Here is a 23,760-nt window from a genome sequence, read left to right as displayed (position 1 = left end):
TATTCCTATTTTAGCATACTTGTAGCATTTTCACGAAGAAAAGGACGAACCGAAGTCACATCCTTTCATTTTCTTTCTTTAATTGATTAGCGAGATAGAAAATCAAAAGTAACAAGACCAGACTTGTCATGACAGAACCTTCTATACCAAAAGAACCACCTGATAGCCAGCTCTGATCGCCTTGTGGTAAAAAGGTCATCAATGACGTTCCTGATGGTTGACCACTAACTAAAATCCCAAAGAGATTGCCCTGAGCAAAATTCCAAGCCCCATGAATACCTGCTACACCCCAAACTGTATCTGTTTTGAGGAGGTAAAGTGACATGGCAACTCCGAATAAGAAGAGATTCACTAGAGATAGTGGTGTTAGACCAGAATTTCCCACATGAAGCAGGGTAAAGAACAGGCTCGATATAAGAACAGCTAGTTTTAGATTGGTTCTTGAAGCCAATTGAGGAAGGAGCCAAGTACGCGACACTACTTCTTCTGCTGTCCCCTGTAAAATCCAAAATGGGATAGTAAAGACAACAAAGGCAAGCGAATAAGGATTCAAATGAATAGACTCAAAACGATATTGCCCTAATGCTACTAAACCTAACAAGGTTAGAAGAAAAAGTGCCAGACCTAGCCCAAATCCTTTAAGAAGATTGCTTAGGAAATTCTCTCTATAAAATCCCAAGGTTTGAATAGGCCTTTTTTCAACTTTTCTAGTCCATCTGAACACAGTGTTAAGAATAAAACCAAAGGCCAGCAATTCTAAAATTAAACGAAAATCACCTGTTTTATCCGTCAAGCTCTGATGCAAGGTCTGCAAGTAGGTTGCAAGATTTTGACCAGCCTCTCCAAAATTTCTAGCAAGTCCGATGAGAGCTAACAAACTAATACCATACAGAGTATAAGCCACAAACTCTCCTATGAAGACAAAAGCAAAGGCTAACAAGGGGCTTGTGTAAATGTTTAAACTCATTTTTGAAGCTTGGAAGTCTTTAAATATTCTTTTGTTCTTCATATCCCTGTCCTCTTTTCTTCTATATATACTATTATTATAGCACTTTATAGTAGCAATTCAAGAAAGAAAAGGAAAAAACAATGTTATATTTTCTGACACAGAAATATAAAAATTTGCCTTTTTTTACTTTTTCTGATATAATGGGAAAATATTCGGAAAAGGAGACTAAAAATGAAGAAAAAATTTCTAGCATTTTTGCTAATTTTATTCCCAATTTTCTCATTAGGTATTGCCAAAGCTGATACGATTAAGATTGTGTCTGATACAGCCTATGCACCTTTTGAGTTTAAAGATTCAGATCAAACTTATAAAGGGATTGATGTTGATATTATCAACAAAGTCGCTGAGATTAAAGGATGGAACATTCAGATGTCCTATCCTGGATTTGACGCAGCGGTCAATGCGGTTCAAGCTGGTCAAGCTGACGCTATCATGGCAGGGATGACAAAGACTAAAGAACGTGAAAAAGTCTTCACCATGTCTGATACTTACTATGATACAAAAGTTGTCATTGCAACTACAAAGGCACACAAGATTAGCAAGTACGACCAATTGTCTGGTAAGACTGTTGGTGTTAAAAACGGAACAGCCGCTCAACGTTTCCTAGAAACGATTAAAGATAAATACGGCTTTACTATTAAAACATTTGACACCAGTGATTTGATGAACAACAGCTTAAGCGCTGGTGCCATTGATGCTATGATGGATGACAAACCTGTTATCGAGTATGCCATTAACCAAGGGCAAGACCTCCATATTGAAATGGATGGGGAAGCTGTAGGTAGCTTTGCTTTCGGTGTTAAAAAAGGAAGCAAATACGAGCACCTAGTCACTGAATTTAACCAAGCCTTGACTGAAATGAAAAAAGATGGTAGTCTTGATAAAATCATCAAGAAATGGACTGCTTCATCATCTTCAGCAGTGCCAACTACAACTACTCTAGCAGGATTAAAAGCCATTCCTGTTAAGGCTAAATACATCATTGCCAGCGATTCTTCTTTTGCACCTTTTGTTTTCCAAAATTCAAGCAACCAATTTACTGGTATTGATATGGAATTGATTAAGGCAATCGCTAAAGACCAAGGTTTCGAAATTGAAATCACCAATCCTGGTTTTGATGCCGCTATCAGTGCTGTTCAAGCTGGACAAGCTGATGGTATCATTGCTGGTATGTCTGTCACAGATGCTCGTAAGGCAACTTTTGACTTCTCAGAATCATACTACACAGCCAATACTATCCTTGGTGTCAAAGAATCAAGCAATATTGCTTCTTATGAAGATTTGAAAGGGAAGACAGTTGGTGTTAAAAACGGAACTGCTTCTCAAACATTCCTAACAGAAAATCAAAACAAATACGGTTACAAAATCAAAACATTTGCTGATGGTTCTTCAATGTATGACAGTTTAAACACTGGTGCCATTGATGCCGTTATGGATGATGAACCTGTTCTCAAATATTCTATCAGCCAAGGACAAAAATTGAAAACTCCAATCGCTGGAACTCCAATCGGTGAAACAGCCTTTGCCGTTAAAAAAGGAGCAAATCCAGAGTTAATTGAAATGTTCAACAACGGACTGGCAAACCTTAAAGCAAACGGAGAATTCCAAAAGATTCTTGATAAATACCTAGCTAGTGAGTCATCAACTGCTTCAACAAGCACTGTTGATGAGACAACTATCTGGGGCTTGCTTCAAAACAACTACAAACAACTCCTTAGCGGTCTTGGTATCACTCTTGCTCTAGCTCTTATCTCATTTGCTATTGCTATTGTTATCGGGATTATCTTCGGTATGTTTAGTGTCAGCCCCTACAAATCTCTTCGTGTGATTTCTGAGATTTTCGTTGACGTTATCCGTGGTATTCCTTTGATGATTCTTGCAGCCTTCATCTTCTGGGGAATTCCAAACTTCATCGAGTCTATCACAGGCCAACAAAGTCCAATTAACGACTTCGTAGCCGGTACCATTGCCCTCTCACTCAATGCGGCTGCTTATATCGCTGAAATCGTTCGTGGTGGTATTCAGGCCGTTCCAGTTGGTCAAATGGAAGCCAGCCGAAGCTTGGGTATCTCTTATGGAAAAACCATGCGTAAGATTATCTTGCCACAAGCAACTAAATTGATGTTGCCAAACTTTGTTAACCAATTCGTTATCGCTCTTAAAGATACAACCATCGTATCTGCTATCGGTTTGGTTGAACTCTTCCAAACTGGTAAGATTATCATCGCCCGTAACTACCAAAGTTTCAAGATGTATGCAATCCTTGCTATCTTCTATCTTGTAATTATCACACTTTTGACTAGACTAGCGAAACGCTTAGAAAAGAGGATTCGTTAATGGCAAAATTAAAAATTGATGTAAATGATTTACACAAAAGCTACGGAAAAAATGAAGTCCTAAAAGGAATTACGACTAAGTTCTATGAAGGAGATGTTGTTTGTATCATCGGTCCTTCAGGTTCTGGTAAGTCGACCTTCCTCCGTAGCCTCAATCTTCTAGAAGAAGTTACTAGTGGTCACATCACTGTGAACGGCTATGACTTAACTGAAAAAACAACCAACGTTGACCACGTCCGTGAAAATATCGGAATGGTGTTCCAACACTTCAATCTCTTCCCACACATGTCTGTATTGGACAACATCACCTTTGCTCCTATTGAGCACAAGTTGATGACTAAGGAAGAAGCTGAGAAATTGGGAATGGAGTTGCTTGACAAGGTTGGGCTAGCAGATAAAGCTAATGCCAACCCAGATAGCCTATCAGGTGGTCAAAAACAACGTGTTGCCATCGCTCGTGGACTAGCAATGAATCCTGATATCATGCTCTTTGATGAACCAACTTCAGCCCTTGACCCTGAGATGGTCGGAGACGTGCTGAACGTTATGAAGGAATTGGCTGAGCAAGGTATGACCATGATTATCGTAACCCATGAGATGGGATTTGCCCGTCAGGTTGCCAACCGCGTTATCTTTACTGCAGACGGTGAATTCCTAGAAGACGGAACACCAGATCAAATTTTTGACAACCCACAACACCCACGTCTGAAAGATTTCTTGGATAAGGTCTTAAACGTCTAAACTCAAACTGTAAGGATTTCCTTGCAGTTTTTTTCTATCTCGTATTGGATTTTTTGATTTTTCGGAAAATTATGTTAGAATTAAATTTATGAAATGAGATTTCCTCATACCTAGCAAGACTAGGAATAAAAATAGAAATTAGGTAGCTAGATGTCATCTAAGGTTATTGTTACAATTTTCGGTGCGAGTGGAGACCTGGCTAAACGCAAGCTCTACCCTTCCCTTTTTAGACTTTATAAATCCGGCAATCTTTCCGAGCACTTTGCGGTCATTGGAACTGCTCGTCGTCCTTGGAGCAAGGAATATTTTGAATCTGTTGTAGTCGAATCTATCCTTGATTTGGCAGATAGTACCGAACAGGCTCAAGAGTTCGCTAGCCACTTCTACTATCAAAGTCATGATGTCAATGATACAGAGCACTATATTGCTTTACGTCAATTGCAGGCTGAACTAAATGACAAGTACCAAGCTGAACACAACAAGCTCTTCTTCTTATCTATGGCACCTCAGTTCTTTGGAACCATTGCTAAACACCTCAAGTCTGAAAACATTGTAGATGGTAAAGGTTTTGAGCGCCTAATCGTTGAAAAACCATTTGGTACAGATTATGCAACAGCAAGCAAGTTGAATGACGAACTCCTAGCAACATTTGACGAAGAACAAATTTTCCGAATTGACCATTATCTTGGTAAGGAAATGATTCAAAGTATCTTTGCAGTTCGCTTTGCAAACTTGATTTTTGAAAACGTTTGGAACAAGGACTTTATCGACAATGTTCAAATTACCTTTGCGGAGCGCTTGGGTGTAGAAGAACGTGGTGGCTACTATGACCAATCTGGTGCCCTCCGTGACATGGTACAGAACCACACTCTACAACTTCTTTCTCTCCTTGCCATGGACAAGCCAGCAAGCTTCACAAAAGATGAGATTCGTGCTGAGAAGATTAAGGTCTTTAAAAGCCTCTATCATCCAACTGATGAAGAGCTTAAAGAACACTTTATCCGTGGCCAATACCGCTCTGGTAAGATTGATGGGATGAAATACATCTCTTATCGTAGTGAGCCAAATGTGAATCCAGAATCTACAACAGAAACTTTTGCATCTGGTGCCTTCTTTGTAGACAGTGATCGATTCCGTGGTGTTCCTTTCTTCTTCCGTACTGGTAAACGTCTGACTGAAAAAGGAACTCATGTCAACATCGTCTTTAAACAAATGGACTCTATCTTTGGAGAACCACTTGCTCCAAACATTTTGACCATCTATATCCAACCCACAGAAGGCTTCTCTCTCAGTCTAAATGGGAAGCAAGTAGGAGAAGAATTCAACTTGGCTCCTAACTCACTTGATTACCGTACAGATGCGACCGCAACTGGTGCTTCTCCAGAACCATACGAGAAATTAATTTATGATGTCCTAAATAACAACTCAACTAACTTTAGCCACTGGGATGAAGTTGGTGCATCATGGAAATTGATTGACCGTATCGAAGAGCTCTGGGCTGAAAATGGTGCCCCACTTCATGACTATAAAGCTGGAAGCATGGGACCTCAAGCAAGCTTTGACTTACTTGAAAAATTCGGTGCCAAATGGACTTGGCAACCAGATATCGCCTATCGTCAAGATGGTCGTTTAGAATAAAAAATTTCCTGCAAGTTTGTAGCTTGCAGGATTTTTACTTCTGATTAGATTAAGCCTTCCAAGAGACCCTTCATAAAGTTTTCTGAGTTAAACTCTCCAATATCATCGATTTTTTCACCAAAACCAATCAATTTTACAGGAATATTGAGTTCTTCTCGAATAGCTAGAACAACACCACCTCGAGCAGTTCCATCAATCTTAGTCAAGACAATTCCTGTTAAAGGAGTGATTTTTGAAAATTCTTTGGCCTGTACCAAGGCATTTTGACCTGTTGATGCATCAAGTGCCAAGAAGGTTTCATGCGGAGCTTCGGGCACAACACGTTTGATAATACGACCAATCTTTTCTAGCTCAGCCATGAGGTTGTCCTTGTTTTGCAGACGACCAGCGGTATCAATCATGAGAATATCGATACCTTCAGAAACAGCACGTTCCATGCCATCAAAGACCACACTGGCTGGGTCAGCTTTTTCAGGTCCAGTCACAACTGGAACGTCCACACGACGGCCCCATTCAGCTAGCTGGGCTACTGCCCCTGCACGGAAGGTATCTGCCGCAACTAGCATAACCTTCTTACCTGCTTGTTTGTAGCGGTGGGCTAGTTTCCCGATAGAAGTTGTTTTCCCGACACCATTAACACCGACAAAGAGCATGACTGTCAAGCCATCTTGGAAGTGGATACTTTCATCATAGTTGCCATCCTTTTCATAAAGCTCAACCAATTTCTCAATGATAACACGGCGAAGTGCGTCAGGTTTCTTGGCGTTTTCAAGCTTGGCTTCGTAGCGTAACTCCTCTGTTAAGTTAGAAGCGACTTGGACACCAACGTCACTCATAATCAGTAATTCTTCCAGTTCCTCGAAGAATTCTTCATCGACAGAGCGGAAATTGGCAAAGAAGGCATTCAAACGAGCACCAAATCCTGTACGAGTTTTCTTGAGACTTCGGTCATATTTTTCCTGAACAGTTTCTTCTACCTGAGGCCTTTCTGCTTCAAGAACTTCAGAACTATTTTCTTCTACAGTCTCTAGAAGCTCAGTATTCTCTTCCTCTATAACTTCTTCTGATGTTGGAAATTCTTCTATTTCTTCTTGAGAAACTTCTATAGTTGACTCTGAATCCTGACTCTCTTCAACTGTCTCTTGATTTTCCACTTCTTCGAGCACATATTCTTCAGAACTTTCAACCTCTGCTTCTTCATGAGGAAGTTCCTCAGCTTCTGTTAAGGCAGACTCAACATCTTCAGATAAATCAAGATTTTCCAGAGCTTCTTTTACAACTTCTTCGATTTTAGGTTCTTCTTTTTTTCCGAATAGACGGTCAAATAATCCCATATCTTAGTTCTCCTTTAGCACATATTCTTCGATAGCCCAGGCGACAGCCTCTTCATCGTTGGTCATTGGCGTCACCACATTTGCGACTGCCTTGACTTCAGGAACAGCATTTTGCATGGCAACACCGAGCCCTGCCCATTCAATCATAGAAAGGTCATTAGCCTCATCACCACAGGCCATGACTTGGCTTTGGTCGATTCCAAGATGGCTGATTAGTTTTGCCAAACCTGTTGCTTTATGAACATTTTTTGGTGACCACTCTAGCAACATTTCACGTGATTTAAAGATTTCATATTGGTCAAACAATTCTGGAGATATCTTCTGAATGGCTGCGTCCAAGGGTTCTTGAGCAAAGGCAGTCACGCATTTATTGTAAGTCATTTGACTAGATAAGTCTTCAAAGTCCACTGGAACAAAGGTCAAAGCTGGATTGAATTTGGCATACAGACTTTCTTGGTCAGATTGAATTTGATAAACAGTTCCTTCTGAGATGGCGTCAAGAGGCAGTGATAATTTCTCTGTTTCTTCATACAAGCGTGCCACATCATCATATGAAAAGACTGTTTTATCAAGGATTTCACCTGTATTTTTCTGAACCAAACCACCATTAAAAGTAATCGTATACTCATCTTCATGGCCGTCAGTCCCTAGCTCATGGAGGAAGAAATCCATAGCTTTTAAGGGGCGACCAGTTGTCAATACGACCTTGATACCACGATCACGCGCAGCTTTCAGGGTTGCCTTGGTACGATCCGTCAGCTTTTTATCAGTAGTCAGCAAGGTCCCATCCAAGTCCAATGCAATCAATTTTATATCTGCCATTATAAGCCCTCCATATAAGCTATAACCGACTGGTCCTTATGGTGACCAATCACTGTCTCTGCTAATTCTAAAATTTCAGGTCGTGCATTTTCAGGAGCTACAGGATGTCCCACAACCTGCATCATGTGCAAATCATTTAGATTGTCTCCAAAAGCCATAACCTGACCCATTTTGATGCCAAGTTTTTTAGCTAATTCAACAATGGCCACTCCCTTATCGACATAGTCCAGAACAATATCAATGGATTCAAAGCCAGTTGTCATTGCCTTAACACCAGGAACATGTTCATTGACCCAAGCTTCCCCAGCTTCTAGCGTTTCTTCTGTGAAGTTGGTTGTAAATTTGAAAATGTCATCTGTAATATCTTCCAGACTCGCTACTTTTTGGATATTTTCATTATAGTGCTGGCTCACTTTCAAATAGGTCTCATCAACCGTATCTAGAACATAAGCTCCCTTTTTGCCCGTCAAGAGCAGTTTATTGATATCTACATAAGGTGAAGTTTTCAGCCTTTCAAAAGTTGATAGATAAAACTCACGAGACATAGTCGCTTCATACAAATCTTGACCTCGATATTCTACCAAACTGCCATTTTCAGCGATGAAAATAATGTTATCACGAACATCAGCAAATAATTTTTCTAGAGACAGAAATCCCCGACCTGAAGCCACCGCAAAGTAAATCCCTTTTTCCTTGTAGGAAGCTAAAAGGGACTTGAGGCGGTTCATATCAAAACACCCATTTCCATCTAGAAAAGTTCCATCCATATCTGTTGCTACTAGTTTAATTGTCATCCTTCAATACTTTCTAAATCTTTTAACTTAACCGAAACAATTTTTGAGACACCTGATTCTTGCATAGTCACTCCATAGATAGAATCGGCCGCTGCCATAGTCCCCTTACGATGGGTTACGACGATAAACTGGCTGTCCTTATCAAAGCGGTTGAGGTAATCCCCAAAACGTTTAACATTGGCTTCATCCAGCGCAGCTTCTACCTCATCCAAGATAACAAAAGGAATGGTCTTGACACGAATAATGGAGAAAAGCAAGGCAAGAGCCGATAGAGCTTTTTCACCACCACTCATGAGGTTAAGCGACTGGATTTTCTTACCTGGAGGTTGAACAGAAATCTCCACACCAGCTGTTAAAAGGTCGTCCTCAGTCAATATCAAGTCTGCCTGACCTCCGCCAAACATCTGTTTGAAGGTCACTTTAAAGGACTCACGAATAGCTTCAAAAGTTGATTTAAAGCGTTCCTTGACCTCATCATTCATCTCTGTAATGGTCTCAAGAAGCAGGTTTTTCGCTGACAAAATATCATCTCTCTGGCTATTTAGGAAATCCAGACGGCTGTGAACTTCTTCGTACTGGTCAATAGCTTCCAAGTTGACTGGACCCAGTGAGCGAATAGCCTTCTCCAAATCCTGCACCTCTTGCTCTGCCAGATTGAGGTTTTCCAATTCATGTGCCTTTTCTAGTGCTTCAGTATAGCTAATCTGATACTGGTCTGTTAATTGACTTTGTAAATGGCGTAAGCGCTCGCTGACCTTTTCTTTCTTGGCTTCAGCACGCGTTTGCTTGCGAATCCACTCCTCATTCTGCTGGCGAGCCTGATCCAAATGACTGGCAATATCATCCAGTTGACCTTCAATATCATCCAACTCAAACTGCTTGCGAATCAAACCTTGTTGGAGATTTGTTTTCTGAGTTTTGGCTTCTTCTACCTGTTGACTGAGCAAATTCGTATCAACTTTCTCAAGATTGTCAACCTTTTCTTGAAGAAGACGCTGGATTTCCTCTTGTTCTATATCTAAATTGTCCAATTCTTTGCCTAAACGCTCAATATCAGCTACTTCATAACGTTTTTGCCCTTGTAGTTCTGTCTTAAGCAAGCGAGCTTGCGCTACCTGTTCTTGCAAGTTCTGATAACGTTCTTGGATGGCATTTTTGTTAGACTTAATCTCTTCAATCTCAGATTCCAGATTTTGCTTGTCACTGGCAATAGTAGCAAGGCGTTCTTGGCATTTTTCCTTATCTGCTTGCCAATCTCCTTCAGAAAGACGATCTAATTCCTCTTCTTGGAGTTTCCAAAGAGTTTCTAATTCTTCGACTTGCTGACTGGTCTGCTGATAAGCGAGGAACAAGCCTTTCTCCTGAATACGAGCCTGCTCTCCTTGAGATTTGATAGCTTCTAATGATTCGGTCAATCTAGCCATCTCATCTTGCAAGGTCTTCAAAGTCGCCTCTTCTGAACGAAGACTTGCTTCTTCTTCAGCAATTTCTTTTTGTAATTGCTCCAGTTCTGGCTTGATGAAAATGCTGTTATTCTGGCGATTGGCTCCACCTGCATAGGAACCACCTGTGCGCAACTCTGTCCCATCTAAAGTCACCATACGAACCTGGTAACGAACTTGGCGAGCTGCTGCACGCGCATGTTCTACGGTATCAAAGATGGCCGTCGTAGCTAGCAAGTTCTTGAAAATAGCTTCCAGTCTAGTATCGAAAGTAACTAACTCATCTGCCATGCCCAGAAATCCTGAACTTGCAGCGATCGCATCTTGGTTCTGACTAGAAATCGTACGCGCCTTGATAGTCGTCAATGGAAGAAAGGTCGCACGACCGGCTCTGTTGCGTTTGAGGAAATCAATCGCCTTGGTTGCCGACTCTTCATCTTCTACGATGATATGCTGACTGCTGGCGCCAAGCGCAATCTCTAGAGCAGTTTGATAATGCACATCAAAAGTCAGGTGCTCACTGACTGCACCAATAATTCCGCCAAGATGGTCTTTTTCTTGAAGAACACTCTTAACACCTGCATAAAAGTTACTGTGATTTCTCAGGATGTTTTCCAAACTTTGAGCTCTAGCCTGCTTGTTTTTAAGACTGTCCAGACGGTCAAAGAGTTGACTTTGTTGAGCTTGATAGGAAGATTTTTGCTCCTCTTGTTCCTTAGCACAGACTTGATAGTCTGCTAATAATTTCTGAACCTGCTCCTTGGCAGTTTCAAGCTCTTCTTTTTGCTGACTAGCCTTCTCTTTAGCTGTAGCCAACTGTTCTTTCAGCTTTTCTAGTTGATCTGCTTGTTTTTGAGAAAGCTGACGGCTATTTTCCAACTCATTCTCGATACGGGTTAACTGGTTTGAGACATCAGCTTCTTCTTGTAGAAGAGCTACAAAGCGTTCACGTAAGAGCTCAATCATCTGATCAGGATCATCTGAAAAAGCTAGCAATTCAGCTTCTAAACGATTGAGTTTTTGATTATTTTGGACTAGATTTTCCTCTAACAGAGTTAATGAGCTTTCTTTATCAGATTTTTCTTGGCTGAGTAAATTTCTCTTATCCTCCAAAGCAGCCAAACGAGCTTGTGCTTCCTGTTGATTGAGGGCTACTTGCTCAGATTCTAATTTCGATAGGGCTAATTTTCTCTCTAAATCACTAATCAGACTGGTCAAGTCCATCAAACTGCCCTGATCTTTGGCCATTTCAGCCTGTAAATCTTGGCGTTGCTTTTTAAGAGTATGATTTTCTTCCTCTAATTTTTCACGCTTTTGGTAATAACTAGTCAATAGTTCTTGAACCTGTGCCAACTCTTCTTCTGTCGACTCTAGTTCAGACTTATTTTCCTTGATTTGAGCAACTAAAACATCTAAATAAATGGCCTTACGTTGTCCTTCCAAGTCTAAAAACTTACGAGCATTCTCAGCTTGCTTCTCAAGAGGCTTGATTTGATTATCCAACTCGTAGATAATGTCTTCAAGGCGGTCTAAATTATCCTGAGTTTGTTGCAATTTGCTCTCAGTCTCTTTTCTACGAGTCTTGTATTTCAAAACTCCAGCAGCTTCTTCAAAAATAGCTCTGCGTTCTTCAGGCTTGGAGTTGAAAATCTCCTCAACCTTCCCTTGGGAAATGATGGAGAAGGAATCTCGTCCCAAACCTGTATCCAAGAAAAGATCATGAATATCACGAAGACGAACTTTCTTGCCGTCAATCTTGTATTCGCTATCTCCACTACGATAGATATGGCGTTCTACCCTGATTTCTTGACCTGCGTCCTTGATAAATCCATCATTATTATCCAGAGTCACAACTACAGAAGCATAATTGAGCGGTTTCCGACTCTCAGTTCCAGCAAAAATGACATCCGGCATCTTGCCCCCACGGAGACTCTTAACACTTGATTCCCCCAAGGCCCAACGCAGACTTTCTGTAATATTCGACTTTCCAGATCCATTGGGCCCAACGACTGCCGTCACACCTTGGTCAAAGACGACCTTAGTCTTATCAGCAAAAGACTTGAATCCCTGAATTTCTATTTCCTTTAAATACATGAATCCAGCCCTTTCTCAACGGCATTTTTGGCAGCTTCCTGCTCTGCTAGTTTCTTAGAACGACCTTGACCTTGACCAATGCTCTTACCTTCGACAAGAACTTCTACATCAAATACCTTATCGTGGGCAGGACCCGTTTCAGAAATCACCTGATAACGAATAGCCACATCACCATTGACCTGAAGTAACTCTTGGAGATGGGTTTTGTAGTCTGTAATCATCTCAAATTCGCCTGCTTCAACCTTAGGAATCATGACTTGATAGATAAATGCCTTAACCTTGGCCACATCCTTGTCCAAAAGAAGGGCACCAAGAAAGGCTTCAAAGGCATCACCAAGGATGGTATCACGATTGCGACCACCAGATTTTTCTTCCCCCTTACCCAGCTTGATAAACTGATCAAACTGGCAATCACGCGCAAAACCAGCCAAACTTTCCTCGCGGACAATCATGGCACGGAGTTTAGACAAGTCTCCCTCAGGCTTTTTAGGATATTTTTTATACAGATATTCTGAAATCAATAACTGTAGAACAGCGTCTCCTAAAAATTCCAAGCGCTCATTGTGTGAAATTTTTAAGAGGCGGTGCTCATTGGCATAACTCGTATGAGTAAAGGCAGTCTCCAGTAAGTTTTTGTCTGCAAATTCGATTGCAAAATGGTTCTTTAGTACAGTTTGTAATTCTTTCATACCAACCTCTTTCTAACTGATAACAGTCTTTTTTATTATATCAAAAAAAGCCCCCTGAGTCACTCTAAAACGGGACTGGAGAGCATTTGGGAATTCTTTAAAAAGAGATTTTCAGTTTTAAGGGACAATTTAGGGCTGTGTAAAGAAAAAAAAGCCCTATTAAAGGCTTTTTAGGATGTTTACATCCACCCTGAGGGAATCGAACCCCCATCTCAAGAACCGGAATCTTACGTGATATCCATTACACTAAGGGTGGAAACTTGTTTTATTATAACAAAAATTTGCCCTAATAACAAGTTTTTTTCTGGCCATATAGCCCGTCTTAGTGGGAAGCATCCCCATTCCAGATAGAGTTTTTCACGATAACATAATCAACGTGTTTAAGGTCAGCAACCTGACGTCCACCTGCATAAGAAATAGCACTTTGAAGGTCTTGTTCCATTTCAGTTAAAGTGTCTTGCAGATGACCTTTTGCAGGAAGTAAGATGCGTTTGCCTTCCACATTTTTGTAAGCACCTTTTTGATATTGTGAAGCTGAACCATAGTATTCTTTGAACTGTTCACCATCGACTTCAATCGTTTGCCCTGGACTTTCAATGTGTCCTGCAAAGAGGGAACCAATCATAACCATGCTGGCACCGAAACGGATAGACTTGGCAATATCACCGTGAGTACGAATCCCTCCATCAGCAATAATCGGTTTACGGGCAGCCTTAGCACACCAGCGTAGGGCAGCCAACTGCCAACCACCTGTACCGAACCCAGTCTTGACCTTGGTGATACAAACCTTACCAGGACCGATTCCAACCTTAGTAGCATCCGCACCAGCATTTTCCAATTCACGCACAGCTTCTGGTGTTCCCACATTTCCAGCAATGACAAAGGTATCTGGCAATTCTTTCTTTATGTGTTGAATCATAGAAATCACGCTATCCGCATGACCATGGGCAATATCAATCGTGATATACTCAGGAGCATCAGCCTTGAGCCGGTTAACAAAATCATACTCATAGTCTTTAACACCGACAGAGATAGAAGCAATGAGCCCTTGATCGTGCATGCGCTTAATAAAAGGAATGCGTCCTGCCTCATCAAAACGATGCATAATGTAGAAGTAACCACCTTTAGCCAGTTGCTCTGCTACATTTTCATCCAAAATCGTCTGCATATTAGCTGGCACAACAGGTAGTTTAAAGGTGTGATTTCCTAGTGTGACACTTGTATCTGCTTCTGCACGGCTTTTAATGACACATTTATTTGGGATCAATTGAATATCTTCGTAATCAAAAATTGGAAATTCATTTAACATATCGATGTCTCGTTTCTTTTATAATGACCTACCTATGCTCTCGCATCACTACGTCTTTTCCAACGTTTCCTTAATTTATTATAAACCAAAGTACAGTTTTTGTCAAATTATTTTATAAATTAAAACATATCGTTCGGTTTTTCTTGTAGAAATAACAAAAGAAAGAGGAGAGATTATTTTCTCTCCACTGATTTAGTAATATTCCTTTTAAAAGCTTCTTCAGAGTTTTCTAGCATTTCACAAAATTCACGATAAGATGAAGACTTCTGAGGAATTTGAATAGACAATTTCTTCAACAAAGCTCCATAACCTACTAGCTTTCCTATCTCATTATCAACAACCTTGTCCTTGCTCGGAAAAACAAGACCAGCCTTCTCAGCTTTTAAAATATAAGAATAGGAAATCAGCTGGAACAAGTCCTCACGGTTGATCCCTTTTTCAGTGAACTCTAGTTTTTTATATTTAGCATCTAGAACAATCTTTCGTTCTCTATCATAAAAATCTGGATATACTTTCCGTTTCCCAACAGAAAATACCGAAATACCACCTAGCTTTTCTTTATTCCGTGGATGGATGAAATCTTTTGGCAACAAGGTATGAACATACTCTTCCCAAAGCCAGGCAACATCAAAAAGAATACCATGAATTTTTTGATCTTGATACCCTAAGCCGTGCTTTTCTTGGTTTAGGATCATCAGACAAAGTTCTTGTAACTTTCTGTACTCGTGAAAGTATGCATGACGTATAGGTTTAGATTGATTTCCCCGAATAATCTTAGCACGATCAGCTAGTTTATAAGAGGGCGTTACACGCACGATTTCAGCTACGTTTTCACGACTAGTTGAGAGATTATCTAGTACCCCTTGACCAATACTTTTCTGGTTCTTAATGTATTCAATAGTATGACGGACCAACTGCATAAGAGGATTATCATAGGTGAACTCTCTCGTTGTGTAGGCAATATTTCCCGTGAAAGGAAGGTTTTTCTTGAGATGGTTTCTTACATCAATCACTCCCTTAACATTACTGTCGTTATGAGAAAATCGATGGTATTCCTTATAAAGACCTTTTCGAATAGCAGCTTGTAGATACTTGGGGAAGAGATACATCAAAAGTTGATAGAGCTTATCTTCACGCGACAAAGCTACATCTAAACTAGTGAGATTGATATGAAGAACCTTGTGTAATAGATAATGCAAAAAATGGTCATTACTCTCATTAGAAAAGCGAGAGGAAATCGTTAATCTTTCCTGACCACACCCCAGAAAACCAACCACATTTCCAGTCTTGATTTTCTGATTAACTGTTTCAAAGATTTTTTGGTCCTTCTCTAAGTCAGGAGAATTTTTCAAATCATTTGGAAAAATAAAGATATTGTCCTCTTTAGAAAGGTTATCTAGAGTTCTATCTAAAAGAACTTGACTAATTTTAGGATATTCTGTGATAAACTCTTCTTTGTTTAAGGCCTGTTGATTGTCAGTTAACTGCATCGTCATCACCAATATCTTGCTGATTTCTCAAATCATATGCTTTTTTCAAAGTATTCAGTATTTCGTCTTCTTCATAAGAACCACGTAAGTAATCTTCCAAAAGTGGTTTGAGATAATCAGACCAGAGTAATTCATAATCATAATCCAATTCTTTTAAATTACGGAAATAACTTGGTCCGATATGATAATGACTGTTTAGCTCCTGAACATTTTCGATAGCAACATTCAAGTTCCTTAGTCGAGTTTTAGCTTCTTCAGCATGCTCACCTAGTTTTTCATCAAGGATGTATAGTTGGCTTTCAGCAGTAACTTCAACAAAACGGAAACGACGACGCATAGCAAAATCAAATGTATCCACTGATCGGTCAATATCATTCATGGTTCCTATAATATAGACATTCTCAGGAATATAAAACTTGTCATCACTTTCGTGTAGATTGGCATATTGGGTAGAAACTTCCCCATCTCTACCACGATAGCCAGGGTCGATAGAGAAAAAGAGCTCCCCAAAAATCTTAGAAATCTCACCACGGTTGATTTCATCGATGATGAAAACGAATTACTTATCTGTGTTGATCGTTGGAGACACATAATCACATAAGCCATAACTTTCTTTCATGTGATCTAAAACGATTTTTTGATAAGTTTCGTACTTTAACTTAGTTTCCTCACCCTTGTACAAAAGATACACTTTTTCTTTGGTAGCAACAGGAGAATCAAACTTCACATTCCCTTGACTATTTAAACTGGCTGGAACCGAACTACGAGGGAAGAAATATTGTCCTTGCTTTTCATTGATAGCATCCGTTAGCTTAGCCCACGTTTCTTCAAAATTATCTTGACCTCCAGTCTTCTGAGCTTCTTTTGCCTTCTGGCAAAACTCTTTAAAAATACCATCTTGTAATTTAAACTCAATAGCTCCATCCCCATTTGATACTGGTCTCAACCCCTCCACAAAATCTGTATAATCATAGGAAGGGTGAAATTGTACAAAGCCAATTTGATCTTCATTACCACCCGTTAGCTCTGCCGCTATTTCTTTAGCAAGATAAGTTTTTCCTGTACCAGGTGCACCACGGAGAATGAGGTTTTTGGATTGCAATAAAATATTTTTATATTTGTTAATATTTTCTAACATGTTTACATCTTTCTTCTCTTTTTTCACATAGAAACTAGTAAAATTGTCGTAAAACTCTTTTAAAATATCATTAGGTTCCGCGGTTGATTCCAATTCTAAATCTTTGACAAGGTATTTATAACCTAAATCTTCATCTTGATTATTACTGTACCATTTTACTATTTTAAATTCTGTGAGTTTAAATCTCTGAAAACCACATCTTATATTTATCCATGAGTTATCAATGTCACTCAATCGATAACCAAAATAAGGTGATTTAATATATCCATTACCACTCCTTGGACCAAAATGACCTGTGTTAAGCATTTCAACTTTGTATGGAATACCTTCGATGGTTAGAGCAGGATAAATATGTTCAGCTCCATCTAATTTTTGAGAACGTTTCATTTCTATATCTTTCGAATTATAGATATTTGATTGATTCACAAATTTAGACAAAAATTCTCTGAAAACTTTATAACACTCTGAGTTAGTTCCAGTTTTTACAAACTCATAAGATTTATTTATAAAAGGTAAAATCTCGTCTAATGAATTTTCATCCTCAATAAAATACTCAGCATCAAGTGTCCAACCGAATGAATCAGGCTTCTTATTAAACAACAAAATATCTGAATTATGAAGACTCTTAGAGAGAACGGCAATCTTTATTCCTTTATTTTGAAAATTAATCTCTATAAAATTTTGTAACTTCCCTTTCCTATTTTTAACCTGAAAAGAAATATAACTTTTTGTTTGATTTTCAATTGCATCTGGGAATTCTTTTTTTATCCTGTCAATGAAAGTTTGTTTTGAAACCATTGTGTTTTCCTTGCTTATTAAAAATTTATTGTTAGACTTAAATTATATTTGTTTCGTTCAAAGTAAGATATTTTACTTTGCAGAAACTACATTCTATTAATATATTCTACATCTAGCATATCATATCTATCAAAAAAAGAAAAGAATTTCTAAAGAAAAAGCCTAGTGTAGAGTGGGATATTCACTCTTAACACTAGACTTATTTTTTATCTTAATAATACTCGCCTTGGCGGTAGTCCCATGAGTTAAAGGTGTCTGACAGATGCATCATAATCTTATCAATGTCAAGCCCTTTGCGGATTACAACTGGAGCTGGTGAAGTTGAGCGTGCCCCTCCTTGTTCTGGGATGAGTTTGCCGTCTTTATCGACCATAGAGACCATCACACCTTGCTCGTAGCGAGTTTCAATCGTTTTGTCAGGTTGGATGGATGCCACATAGTCGTCTGCTTCGATGACAAGGTCTACAGCCCCTTCGATACGTTCTCCGATACCTTCTACCTTACCACGGTTTCCTTTTCCAGATGGATTTGCAGATGAAGCGTAAACCATTTTGCCTTCTTCCCAAAGTTTGGCAGCCAATTGTTCACCAGCTTTCCCAAATTTGATAACAAAACAGCTAGTGCCACGCACATCAGTCATCAGTTCTTCACGGCCATCACCGTATGATTTCAGTTTTTCAAAGGCTTCTGGTTTCCAAGGTAGGATACAACCAAGAAGAATATCTTCATCCCAATGTTTTTGGTAGAAGGCTTCAATTTCTGGGTTGAGTTGTGCTAAGGCGCGAAGCTCATCCATGCTACCACAGAGAACAACACCTGGTTTGTTACGGTTACGTTCTTTAGCTTCAAACTTACGTTCAAGACCAGCCTTGTCACTAGTCATGATGATGTAACCAACTTTTGTAGGACAAACGATACAACCGCCCTCACCTTTTAAAATATCATAGCCTTCTTGTGAAAGTGTTCCGTTCCATTGAATGTGTTTTGTCATAGTTCTATTTCCTTTTCTATTTTTCTTCTAATCCTGCCAGTAGGCTGGTCGTTGTTTTTCATAAGCAGCAATCAAATCTTCATACTGCAAGGTAATACCGATATCATCCAAACCATTTAAGAGCTTGTGTTTCCATTCGCTATCAATTTCGAAAGTGAATTCTCCAACTGGTGAAATGATTTTTTGTTGTTCCAAGTCCACAGTTACCTGATCGATTGGCTTTAGCTGGGCTAGTTTCTCTCTAACCTCTCTAGGCTGAACAATGGGCAACATGCCATTATTGAGTTCATTATTGTAATGAATGTCACCGAAAGACCCTGCAATCACAACCTTAAAACCATAGTCCGCTAGAGCCCAGGCTGCATGCTCCCTCGAAGAGCCTGCACCAAAGTTATCCCCTGAGATGAGAATACTGGCTTTGCGATATTCAGGTCGGTTAAAGACAAAGTCTGGGTCCTCAGTATACTTGTCATCCAAATAACGCCAAGCATACATGAGGTACTTACCAAAGCCTTTTTTATCAATTAACTTGAGAAACTGCTTGGGTAGGATTTGGTCGGTGTCGATGTTATCATTCATGAGAGGAACGGTCGTTCCCGTATAAACTGTAAATTTCTCCATATCCTCTCCTTACTGGGCTTCTGGCATTTGCCGAACATCTACGAAACGCCCTGCGATAGCTGCTGCTGCTGCCATGGCTGGACTGCAGAGATGGGTCTTAGCACCAAAGCCCTGTCTGTCTTCAAAGTTACGATTGCTGGTTGAGGCGCAGTGAACACCATCAGGGACCTTGTCCGGATTCATCCCTAGGCACATGGAGCAACCCGGGTCTCTCCACTCAAAGCCAGCATCCAGAAAGACCTTGTCCAAGCCCAACCTCTCAGCAGCTCGTTTGACAGGACGAGAGCCTGGAACCACGATAGCTGTTAGATTAGGAGCAATTTTCTTCCCTTTAACAAATCGCGCAGCCAGTTGCAAATCGCTAAGACGAGCATTTGTACAAGAGCCGATAAAGATATAACCTAGTTCAATATCTGCTGGCTTTTGACCTGGTTCCAAATCCATATAATTGTAGGCTCGTTCATCATTCATATCCTTAATTTCTGGGAAACTACTGTCAAAGTCAACCCCCATAGCAGGGTTGGTTCCCCAGGTCACCATAGGAGCAAGGTCTGAGACATCCATCTGGATAACCTTATCGTAAACGGCATCCTCATCACTGACAATTGTTTTCCAATCAGCCACAGCCTCTTCAAAGTCCTCTGGAACACATTCTCGTCCCTTGAGATAATCATAGGTGGTTTGGTCCGGATTCATGATTCCCATCTTAGAACCAAACTCGATGGACATATTGCAGATGGTCATTCGCTCTTCCATGCTCAGTGCATCAATTGCTTGTCCACGATATTCCACCACGTAGCCAACGCCGCAAGCAACGCCGTACTTGGCAATCAGGGCTAAAATGAAATCCTTGGAATAAACTCCTTTTTGAGGGACACCAGTGAATTCTACCAGCATTTTCTTGGGTTTGACCTGCCAGAGTGTCTGGGTAGCGAAGACATGCTCAACCTCACTAGTTCCAATTCCAAAGGCGATCGCTCCGAAAGCCCCATGGGTTGCTGTGTGGCTATCTCCACAGACGATGAATTTTCCTGGTTGGGTCCGTCCTGTTTCTGGACCAACCATATGAACGATTCCTTGCTTTTCGGAACCGTGGGCGGCATGTTCAATCCCAAATTCCTCAACATTTTCAGCTAGCTTATCAATTTGAGCCTTGGAAATTACATCTCGAATATCGTAGATATTGACCGTCGGGACGTTGTGGTCAAAGGTTCCAAATGTCAAGTCTGGTCGTCTCAATCTACGACCTGCGTCTCGTAATCCTTGAAATGCCTGAGGACTGGTCACTTCGTGGATATAGTGCTGGTCCACATACATGAGTTGGGGCTGCCCCTCTTCTCCTGTGATGACATGACGGTCCCATAATTTATCAAAAATCGATTTTCCTGCCATCCATTACCTCCAAATAACATATAAGGCTACTAGTGTGGTCACCATCCCGAGAAACCAAACTGTTTTAAAATACCATTTTCGAGTCTTGTGGTGAAATATGATTCCTGCTAGCCAGGCACCAAAACCACCACAAGAAAGGGCTAAAATGAGTAAGATTTTCTCTGGGATGCGCCAAACTCTTCTCCTTGCCTTGGATTTGTCAACGCCATAAATCACGAAAACCATGACATTCCAAATCAAGAGAACTAGAGTAATTTTTTCGTCTAACTTCATAACCTTGCAATAATGGCTTCTGTCATTTCTTTTGTTGAAGCCTGTCCACCTATATCTCTTGTTAAAATGCCAGCCGCTAAACTTGCCTCAACAGCACGCTCAATACGCTCTGCATCCTCATAACGTCCAAAACTATCTCTCAACATCATGGCAACTGATAAAATCATCGAGATAGGATTGGCAATTCCTTGACCTGCAATATCAGGAGCTGAACCGTGAATGGGCTCATATAGACTTGGTCCATTTTCAGAATGACTGGCTGATGGCATAACTCCAAGTGTGCCAGATAAAACGCTTGATTCATCAGAGAGAATATCTCCAAAAAGATTCTCCGTTACAATAACATCAAACTTGGCAGGATTGGTAATCATAAGCATAGCAGCTGAGTCCACCAGCTGGTGTTCCAAGGTCACATCTGGGAAATCCTGTGCGACCTCCTCAGCTACTTTCCGCCAGAGTTTTGATGTCGCCAACACATTTTGCTTATCGATACTAGTAACGATTTTTCTGCGATTTCTTGCGATTTCAAAGGCTTTGCGAATAATCCGCTCCACTTCCTCATAGCTATAATCGTTGATATCACGCGCTTTGCGCTCTTCAAGGATATGATCTCCAAAGTAAATCCCGCCTGTCAACTCACGCACCACGACAAAGTCTACACCAGCAATTCGTTCCGGTTTGAGTGGTGACAAATGCTTGAGACTGTCAAAGATTTTTACAGGGCGAATATTAGCGTAAAGATTGAGTTCCTTACGGAGAGCTAGCAAGCCTTGTTCAGGCCGAACCGTTGCTCCATCATACTGGGGACTACCGATAGCCGCTAGAAGAATGGCATCTGCTTCTCTACTTGCCTTGAGGGTTTCATCAGGTAAGGGATGCCCTGCAGCATCAATACCTGCACCTCCAAAAGGTCGTCTGTCTATTTCATAGACAAAGCCTGTTTTTTTAGCTAGAGCTTCCAGAACCTCTAACCCAGCCTCCATGATTTCTGGGCCGATTCCATCCCCTGCTAGAGCCACTATTTTCTTTGTCATAGCTTTCTCCTTTACACACTAGGCATATCGCGGTAGGAAACACTGCGTCCCATCTCACCTGCATTCTCTTTTTGAACAAAGGTATTAGCATTGATGTAAGCAATAGCCGAAGCCTTCAACACATCGAAATCAAGACCTGCTGCGTTAAAGATGGTTTCTGTATCTCTGTTTTCAACAGTGACCAAGACCCGAGCCTGGGCATCGATTCCATCCGTCACCGCATCGATAGTGTAAGACACCAAGCGAACGGATTGATTGAAGAATTTGTCAATAGCGTTGAAGATAGCCTCAACAGAACCTTGCCCTGTCGCATTAAATTCGACTTTCTCACCATCCATATTAGCCAGGCTAACGAGCGCTTCAATGTCATTATCTGCATGAGTTTGAAGTTGTAAATCATCAAAGTGGAATCCTTCTGGGTTTTCAACCATGGTTCCAGCTACCAGAGCACGAATATCTGCATCTGTGATTTCTTGTTTCTTGTCGGCCAGTGCCTTGAACTTAGAGAAGAGTGGTTTGATGTCCTCTTCTGTAAAGTCTAGGGCCAATTCTCTCAGCTTCTCAACGAAGGCATGGCGACCAGACAATTTTCCAAGCGGAAGACTATTACTCTTAACACCAACCAATTCAGGGGTGATAATCTCATAAGTAAGAGGATTTTTAAGAACTCCATCTTGGTGAATACCAGATTCATGAGAGAAGGCATTACCTCCAACTACGGCCTTGTTTTTAGGAACTGGAATTCCTGAGAAGCGAGAAACCATTTCTGATGTATTCATTGTTTCATCCAAAACAATATCACTAGTTGCTTGGAAGAAATCCTCACGAATCTTCAAAGCAACAGCTACTTCTTCAAGAGCAACATTACCTGCGCGTTCACCGATACCATTAATAGTTCCCTGGACACGTCCAGCACCGTGTTTAATTGCTGTCAAAGTATTTGCAGTTGCCATACCGAGATCATCATGACAGTGGACACCAAAGACAACTTTATGATCTGATTTAATATTTTCAGTCAAGTGATCAAAGATGCGTGCAAACTCTTCTGGAGTCGTAAAGCCAACTGTGTCAGGGATATTTATATAAGATGCACCTGCATCGACCGCTGTTTGAACGACTTGTAATAGGAAATCCAACTCTGTTCTAGTCGCATCCTCTGGAGAGAATTCAACCACTTTAAATTTAGAACGGGCATAAGAAACATGTTCCTTAATAGCTTCTAAAATCTCTTCCTTGCTCTTATTGAGCTTGTACTTGCGGTGAATCGGACTGGTAGCGATAAAGACATGAATCTGTGGATACTTGGCATCCTTAAGTGCCTCATAACAAGCATCAATATCAGATTTTACAGAACGAGCTAATCCTGTCACTGCTGTTTTTTTCATGGCTTTAGCAATTTCTTGAACGGCTATAAATGAATCTGGACTAGCAGCCGGAAAACCAGCTTCAATTACAGAAATTCCCCATTTCTCCAGCTGTCTTGCAATGGAAACTTTTTCCTTTATTGAGAAGTTAACACCAGGTGTTTGTTCCCCATCACGAAGACTTGTATCAAAAAATTCAACTTTACGCATAAGATTTCCCCTTTTCCAAATGTGTTTTTAAAAAAAACATCTCGCTTAGAAGTCCAAGCGAGATGTTGATTTACTCCCGCTTGGTAAGCCAAACAGGACTAATGCTTTTTGCACTAGCCCGAGTACCTCAACAACAAAGCAAATTGATTAAACTTAGCTGTTTTCATGCTTGACTTTCTCCTTCGTTTGATATCTTGTTTAGTATTTTAGCATAGGCAAAAGCACTTGTCAAGAAAAAATC

At 40.5% G+C, this 23,760-nt stretch carries 17 protein-coding genes, 1 tRNA gene and 1 pseudogene; 3 read left to right on the top strand and 16 right to left on the bottom strand.

All coding sequences use genetic code 11. From position 1 onward, the window contains the following. Window positions 1-55: 55 nt before the first annotated feature. Window positions 56-1,009 carry a CPBP family intramembrane glutamic endopeptidase gene (locus ACN076_RS05325; protein ID WP_420789553.1) on the bottom strand — a complete coding sequence of 318 codons (954 nt, stop codon included), beginning with the start codon at window positions 1,007-1,009 and terminating at the stop codon, window positions 56-58. Window positions 1,010-1,180: 171 nt separating this feature from the next. Between ACN076_RS05325 and ACN076_RS05320 the strand changes: the two genes are divergently transcribed. The 3 genes from ACN076_RS05320 (at window position 1,181) to zwf (ending at window position 5,724) form a co-directional block, all read left to right on the top strand. Further along, entirely contained in the window at window positions 1,181-3,346 is a 2,166-nt protein-coding gene (locus ACN076_RS05320) for an ABC transporter substrate-binding protein/permease (RefSeq protein ID WP_420789552.1), read from the top strand. Further along, window positions 3,346-4,086, top strand: coding sequence for an amino acid ABC transporter ATP-binding protein (locus ACN076_RS05315; RefSeq protein WP_001096328.1), 741 nt, complete (start codon window positions 3,346-3,348; stop codon window positions 4,084-4,086). The genes ACN076_RS05320 and ACN076_RS05315 overlap by 1 nt, the downstream gene beginning before the upstream one ends. A 150-nt stretch (window positions 4,087-4,236) precedes the next feature. Beyond that, window positions 4,237-5,724 (top strand): glucose-6-phosphate dehydrogenase, encoded by a 1,488-nt coding sequence (gene zwf / locus ACN076_RS05310; RefSeq protein ID WP_420789551.1) that lies wholly within the window; start codon window positions 4,237-4,239, stop codon window positions 5,722-5,724. Between the two features lie 44 nt (window positions 5,725-5,768). Here zwf and ftsY read toward each other — a convergent pair whose 3' ends face one another. The 15 genes and pseudogenes from ftsY to ACN076_RS05235 all read right to left on the bottom strand — a co-directional run bounded on the left by ftsY (window position 5,769) and on the right by ACN076_RS05235 (window position 23,519). Then, window positions 5,769-7,058 (bottom strand): signal recognition particle-docking protein FtsY, encoded by a 1,290-nt coding sequence (gene ftsY, locus ACN076_RS05305; RefSeq protein ID WP_420789550.1) that lies wholly within the window; start codon window positions 7,056-7,058, stop codon window positions 5,769-5,771. Between the two features lie 3 nt (window positions 7,059-7,061). Continuing rightward, a complete protein-coding gene (locus tag ACN076_RS05300; protein WP_000763411.1) occupies window positions 7,062-7,880 on the bottom strand; it encodes a Cof-type HAD-IIB family hydrolase in 819 nt (272 codons plus the stop codon). Beyond that, window positions 7,880-8,674, bottom strand: a complete 795-nt coding sequence (locus ACN076_RS05295) for a Cof-type HAD-IIB family hydrolase (RefSeq protein WP_173304172.1) — start codon at window positions 8,672-8,674, stop codon at window positions 7,880-7,882. Before ACN076_RS05295 ends, ACN076_RS05300 begins: the two co-directional genes overlap by 1 nt. Next, complete coding sequence (gene smc / locus ACN076_RS05290; protein ID WP_420789549.1) at window positions 8,671-12,210, bottom strand: chromosome segregation protein SMC; 3,540 nt, start codon at window positions 12,208-12,210, stop codon at window positions 8,671-8,673. Before smc ends, ACN076_RS05295 begins: the two co-directional genes overlap by 4 nt. After that, on the bottom strand, window positions 12,201-12,899 hold the full coding sequence (gene rnc, locus ACN076_RS05285; RefSeq protein WP_033677334.1) for a ribonuclease III: 699 nt from the start codon (window positions 12,897-12,899) through the stop codon (window positions 12,201-12,203). The genes smc and rnc overlap by 10 nt, the downstream gene beginning before the upstream one ends. Before the next feature lie 184 nt (window positions 12,900-13,083). After that, window positions 13,084-13,155, bottom strand: a tRNA-Arg gene (locus ACN076_RS05280). A gap of 66 nt (window positions 13,156-13,221) precedes the next feature. Next, a complete protein-coding gene (locus ACN076_RS05275) occupies window positions 13,222-14,208 on the bottom strand; it encodes a GMP reductase (protein ID WP_420789548.1) in 987 nt (328 codons plus the stop codon). Between the two features lie 173 nt (window positions 14,209-14,381). Continuing rightward, entirely contained in the window at window positions 14,382-15,698 is a 1,317-nt protein-coding gene (locus ACN076_RS05270) for an McrC family protein (RefSeq protein WP_420789547.1), read from the bottom strand. Next, window positions 15,685-17,634, bottom strand: a pseudogene (locus tag ACN076_RS05265) (McrB family protein). The gene ACN076_RS05270 and the pseudogene ACN076_RS05265 overlap by 14 nt, the downstream one beginning before the upstream one ends. A gap of 211 nt (window positions 17,635-17,845) precedes the next feature. Next, complete coding sequence (locus ACN076_RS05260; protein WP_049523414.1) at window positions 17,846-18,625, bottom strand: L-threonylcarbamoyladenylate synthase; 780 nt, start codon at window positions 18,623-18,625, stop codon at window positions 17,846-17,848. A gap of 27 nt (window positions 18,626-18,652) precedes the next feature. Beyond that, window positions 18,653-19,246, bottom strand: coding sequence for a 3-isopropylmalate dehydratase small subunit (gene leuD, locus ACN076_RS05255; RefSeq protein ID WP_247931776.1), 594 nt, complete (start codon window positions 19,244-19,246; stop codon window positions 18,653-18,655). A 9-nt stretch (window positions 19,247-19,255) separates the two neighbouring features. Continuing rightward, window positions 19,256-20,638, bottom strand: coding sequence for a 3-isopropylmalate dehydratase large subunit (gene leuC, locus ACN076_RS05250; protein WP_261053879.1), 1,383 nt, complete (start codon window positions 20,636-20,638; stop codon window positions 19,256-19,258). Window positions 20,639-20,641: 3 nt separating this feature from the next. After that, complete coding sequence (locus ACN076_RS05245; RefSeq protein ID WP_261053878.1) at window positions 20,642-20,911, bottom strand: DUF1294 domain-containing protein; 270 nt, start codon at window positions 20,909-20,911, stop codon at window positions 20,642-20,644. Further along, window positions 20,908-21,945, bottom strand: a complete 1,038-nt coding sequence (leuB, locus tag ACN076_RS05240; protein ID WP_420789546.1) for a 3-isopropylmalate dehydrogenase — start codon at window positions 21,943-21,945, stop codon at window positions 20,908-20,910. Before leuB ends, ACN076_RS05245 begins: the two co-directional genes overlap by 4 nt. Window positions 21,946-21,956: 11 nt before the next feature. Beyond that, the gene (locus ACN076_RS05235; RefSeq protein WP_293963916.1) at window positions 21,957-23,519 is read right to left on the bottom strand and encodes a 2-isopropylmalate synthase; all 1,563 of its coding nucleotides are present in this window, start codon (window positions 23,517-23,519) and stop codon (window positions 21,957-21,959) included. Window positions 23,520-23,760: the final 241 nt, after the last annotated feature.

This window comes from Streptococcus sp. K0074 (genome assembly GCF_048843365.1).
Lineage (GTDB): Bacteria > Bacillota > Bacilli > Lactobacillales > Streptococcaceae > Streptococcus > Streptococcus mitis_BM.
Note: the sequence above shows the minus strand (reverse complement) of the source record. Positions and strands in the feature narration are given on the sequence as shown.

Coding starts and splice junctions, on each gene's coding strand:
- zwf (WP_420789551.1), top strand. CDS start 4,237: ATGTCATCTAAGGTTATTGTTACAATTTTCGGTGCGAGTGGAGACCTG.
- rnc (WP_033677334.1), bottom strand. CDS start 12,899: ATGAAAGAATTACAAACTGTACTAAAGAACCATTTTGCAATCGAATTT.
- ACN076_RS05320 (WP_420789552.1), top strand. CDS start 1,181: ATGAAGAAAAAATTTCTAGCATTTTTGCTAATTTTATTCCCAATTTTC.
- ftsY (WP_420789550.1), bottom strand. CDS start 7,058: ATGGGATTATTTGACCGTCTATTCGGAAAAAAAGAAGAACCTAAAATC.
- ACN076_RS05295 (WP_173304172.1), bottom strand. CDS start 8,674: ATGACAATTAAACTAGTAGCAACAGATATGGATGGAACTTTTCTAGAT.
- ACN076_RS05235 (WP_293963916.1), bottom strand. CDS start 23,519: ATGCGTAAAGTTGAATTTTTTGATACAAGTCTTCGTGATGGGGAACAA.
- ACN076_RS05315 (WP_001096328.1), top strand. CDS start 3,346: ATGGCAAAATTAAAAATTGATGTAAATGATTTACACAAAAGCTACGGA.
- leuD (WP_247931776.1), bottom strand. CDS start 19,246: ATGGAGAAATTTACAGTTTATACGGGAACGACCGTTCCTCTCATGAAT.
- ACN076_RS05325 (WP_420789553.1), bottom strand. CDS start 1,009: ATGAAGAACAAAAGAATATTTAAAGACTTCCAAGCTTCAAAAATGAGT.
- smc (WP_420789549.1), bottom strand. CDS start 12,210: ATGTATTTAAAGGAAATAGAAATTCAGGGATTCAAGTCTTTTGCTGAT.
- leuC (WP_261053879.1), bottom strand. CDS start 20,638: ATGGCAGGAAAATCGATTTTTGATAAATTATGGGACCGTCATGTCATC.
- leuB (WP_420789546.1), bottom strand. CDS start 21,945: ATGACAAAGAAAATAGTGGCTCTAGCAGGGGATGGAATCGGCCCAGAA.
- ACN076_RS05260 (WP_049523414.1), bottom strand. CDS start 18,625: ATGACAAAACACATTCAATGGAACGGAACACTTTCACAAGAAGGCTAT.
- ACN076_RS05300 (WP_000763411.1), bottom strand. CDS start 7,880: ATGGCAGATATAAAATTGATTGCATTGGACTTGGATGGGACCTTGCTG.
- ACN076_RS05270 (WP_420789547.1), bottom strand. CDS start 15,698: ATGCAGTTAACTGACAATCAACAGGCCTTAAACAAAGAAGAGTTTATC.
- ACN076_RS05245 (WP_261053878.1), bottom strand. CDS start 20,911: ATGAAGTTAGACGAAAAAATTACTCTAGTTCTCTTGATTTGGAATGTC.
- ACN076_RS05275 (WP_420789548.1), bottom strand. CDS start 14,208: ATGTTAAATGAATTTCCAATTTTTGATTACGAAGATATTCAATTGATC.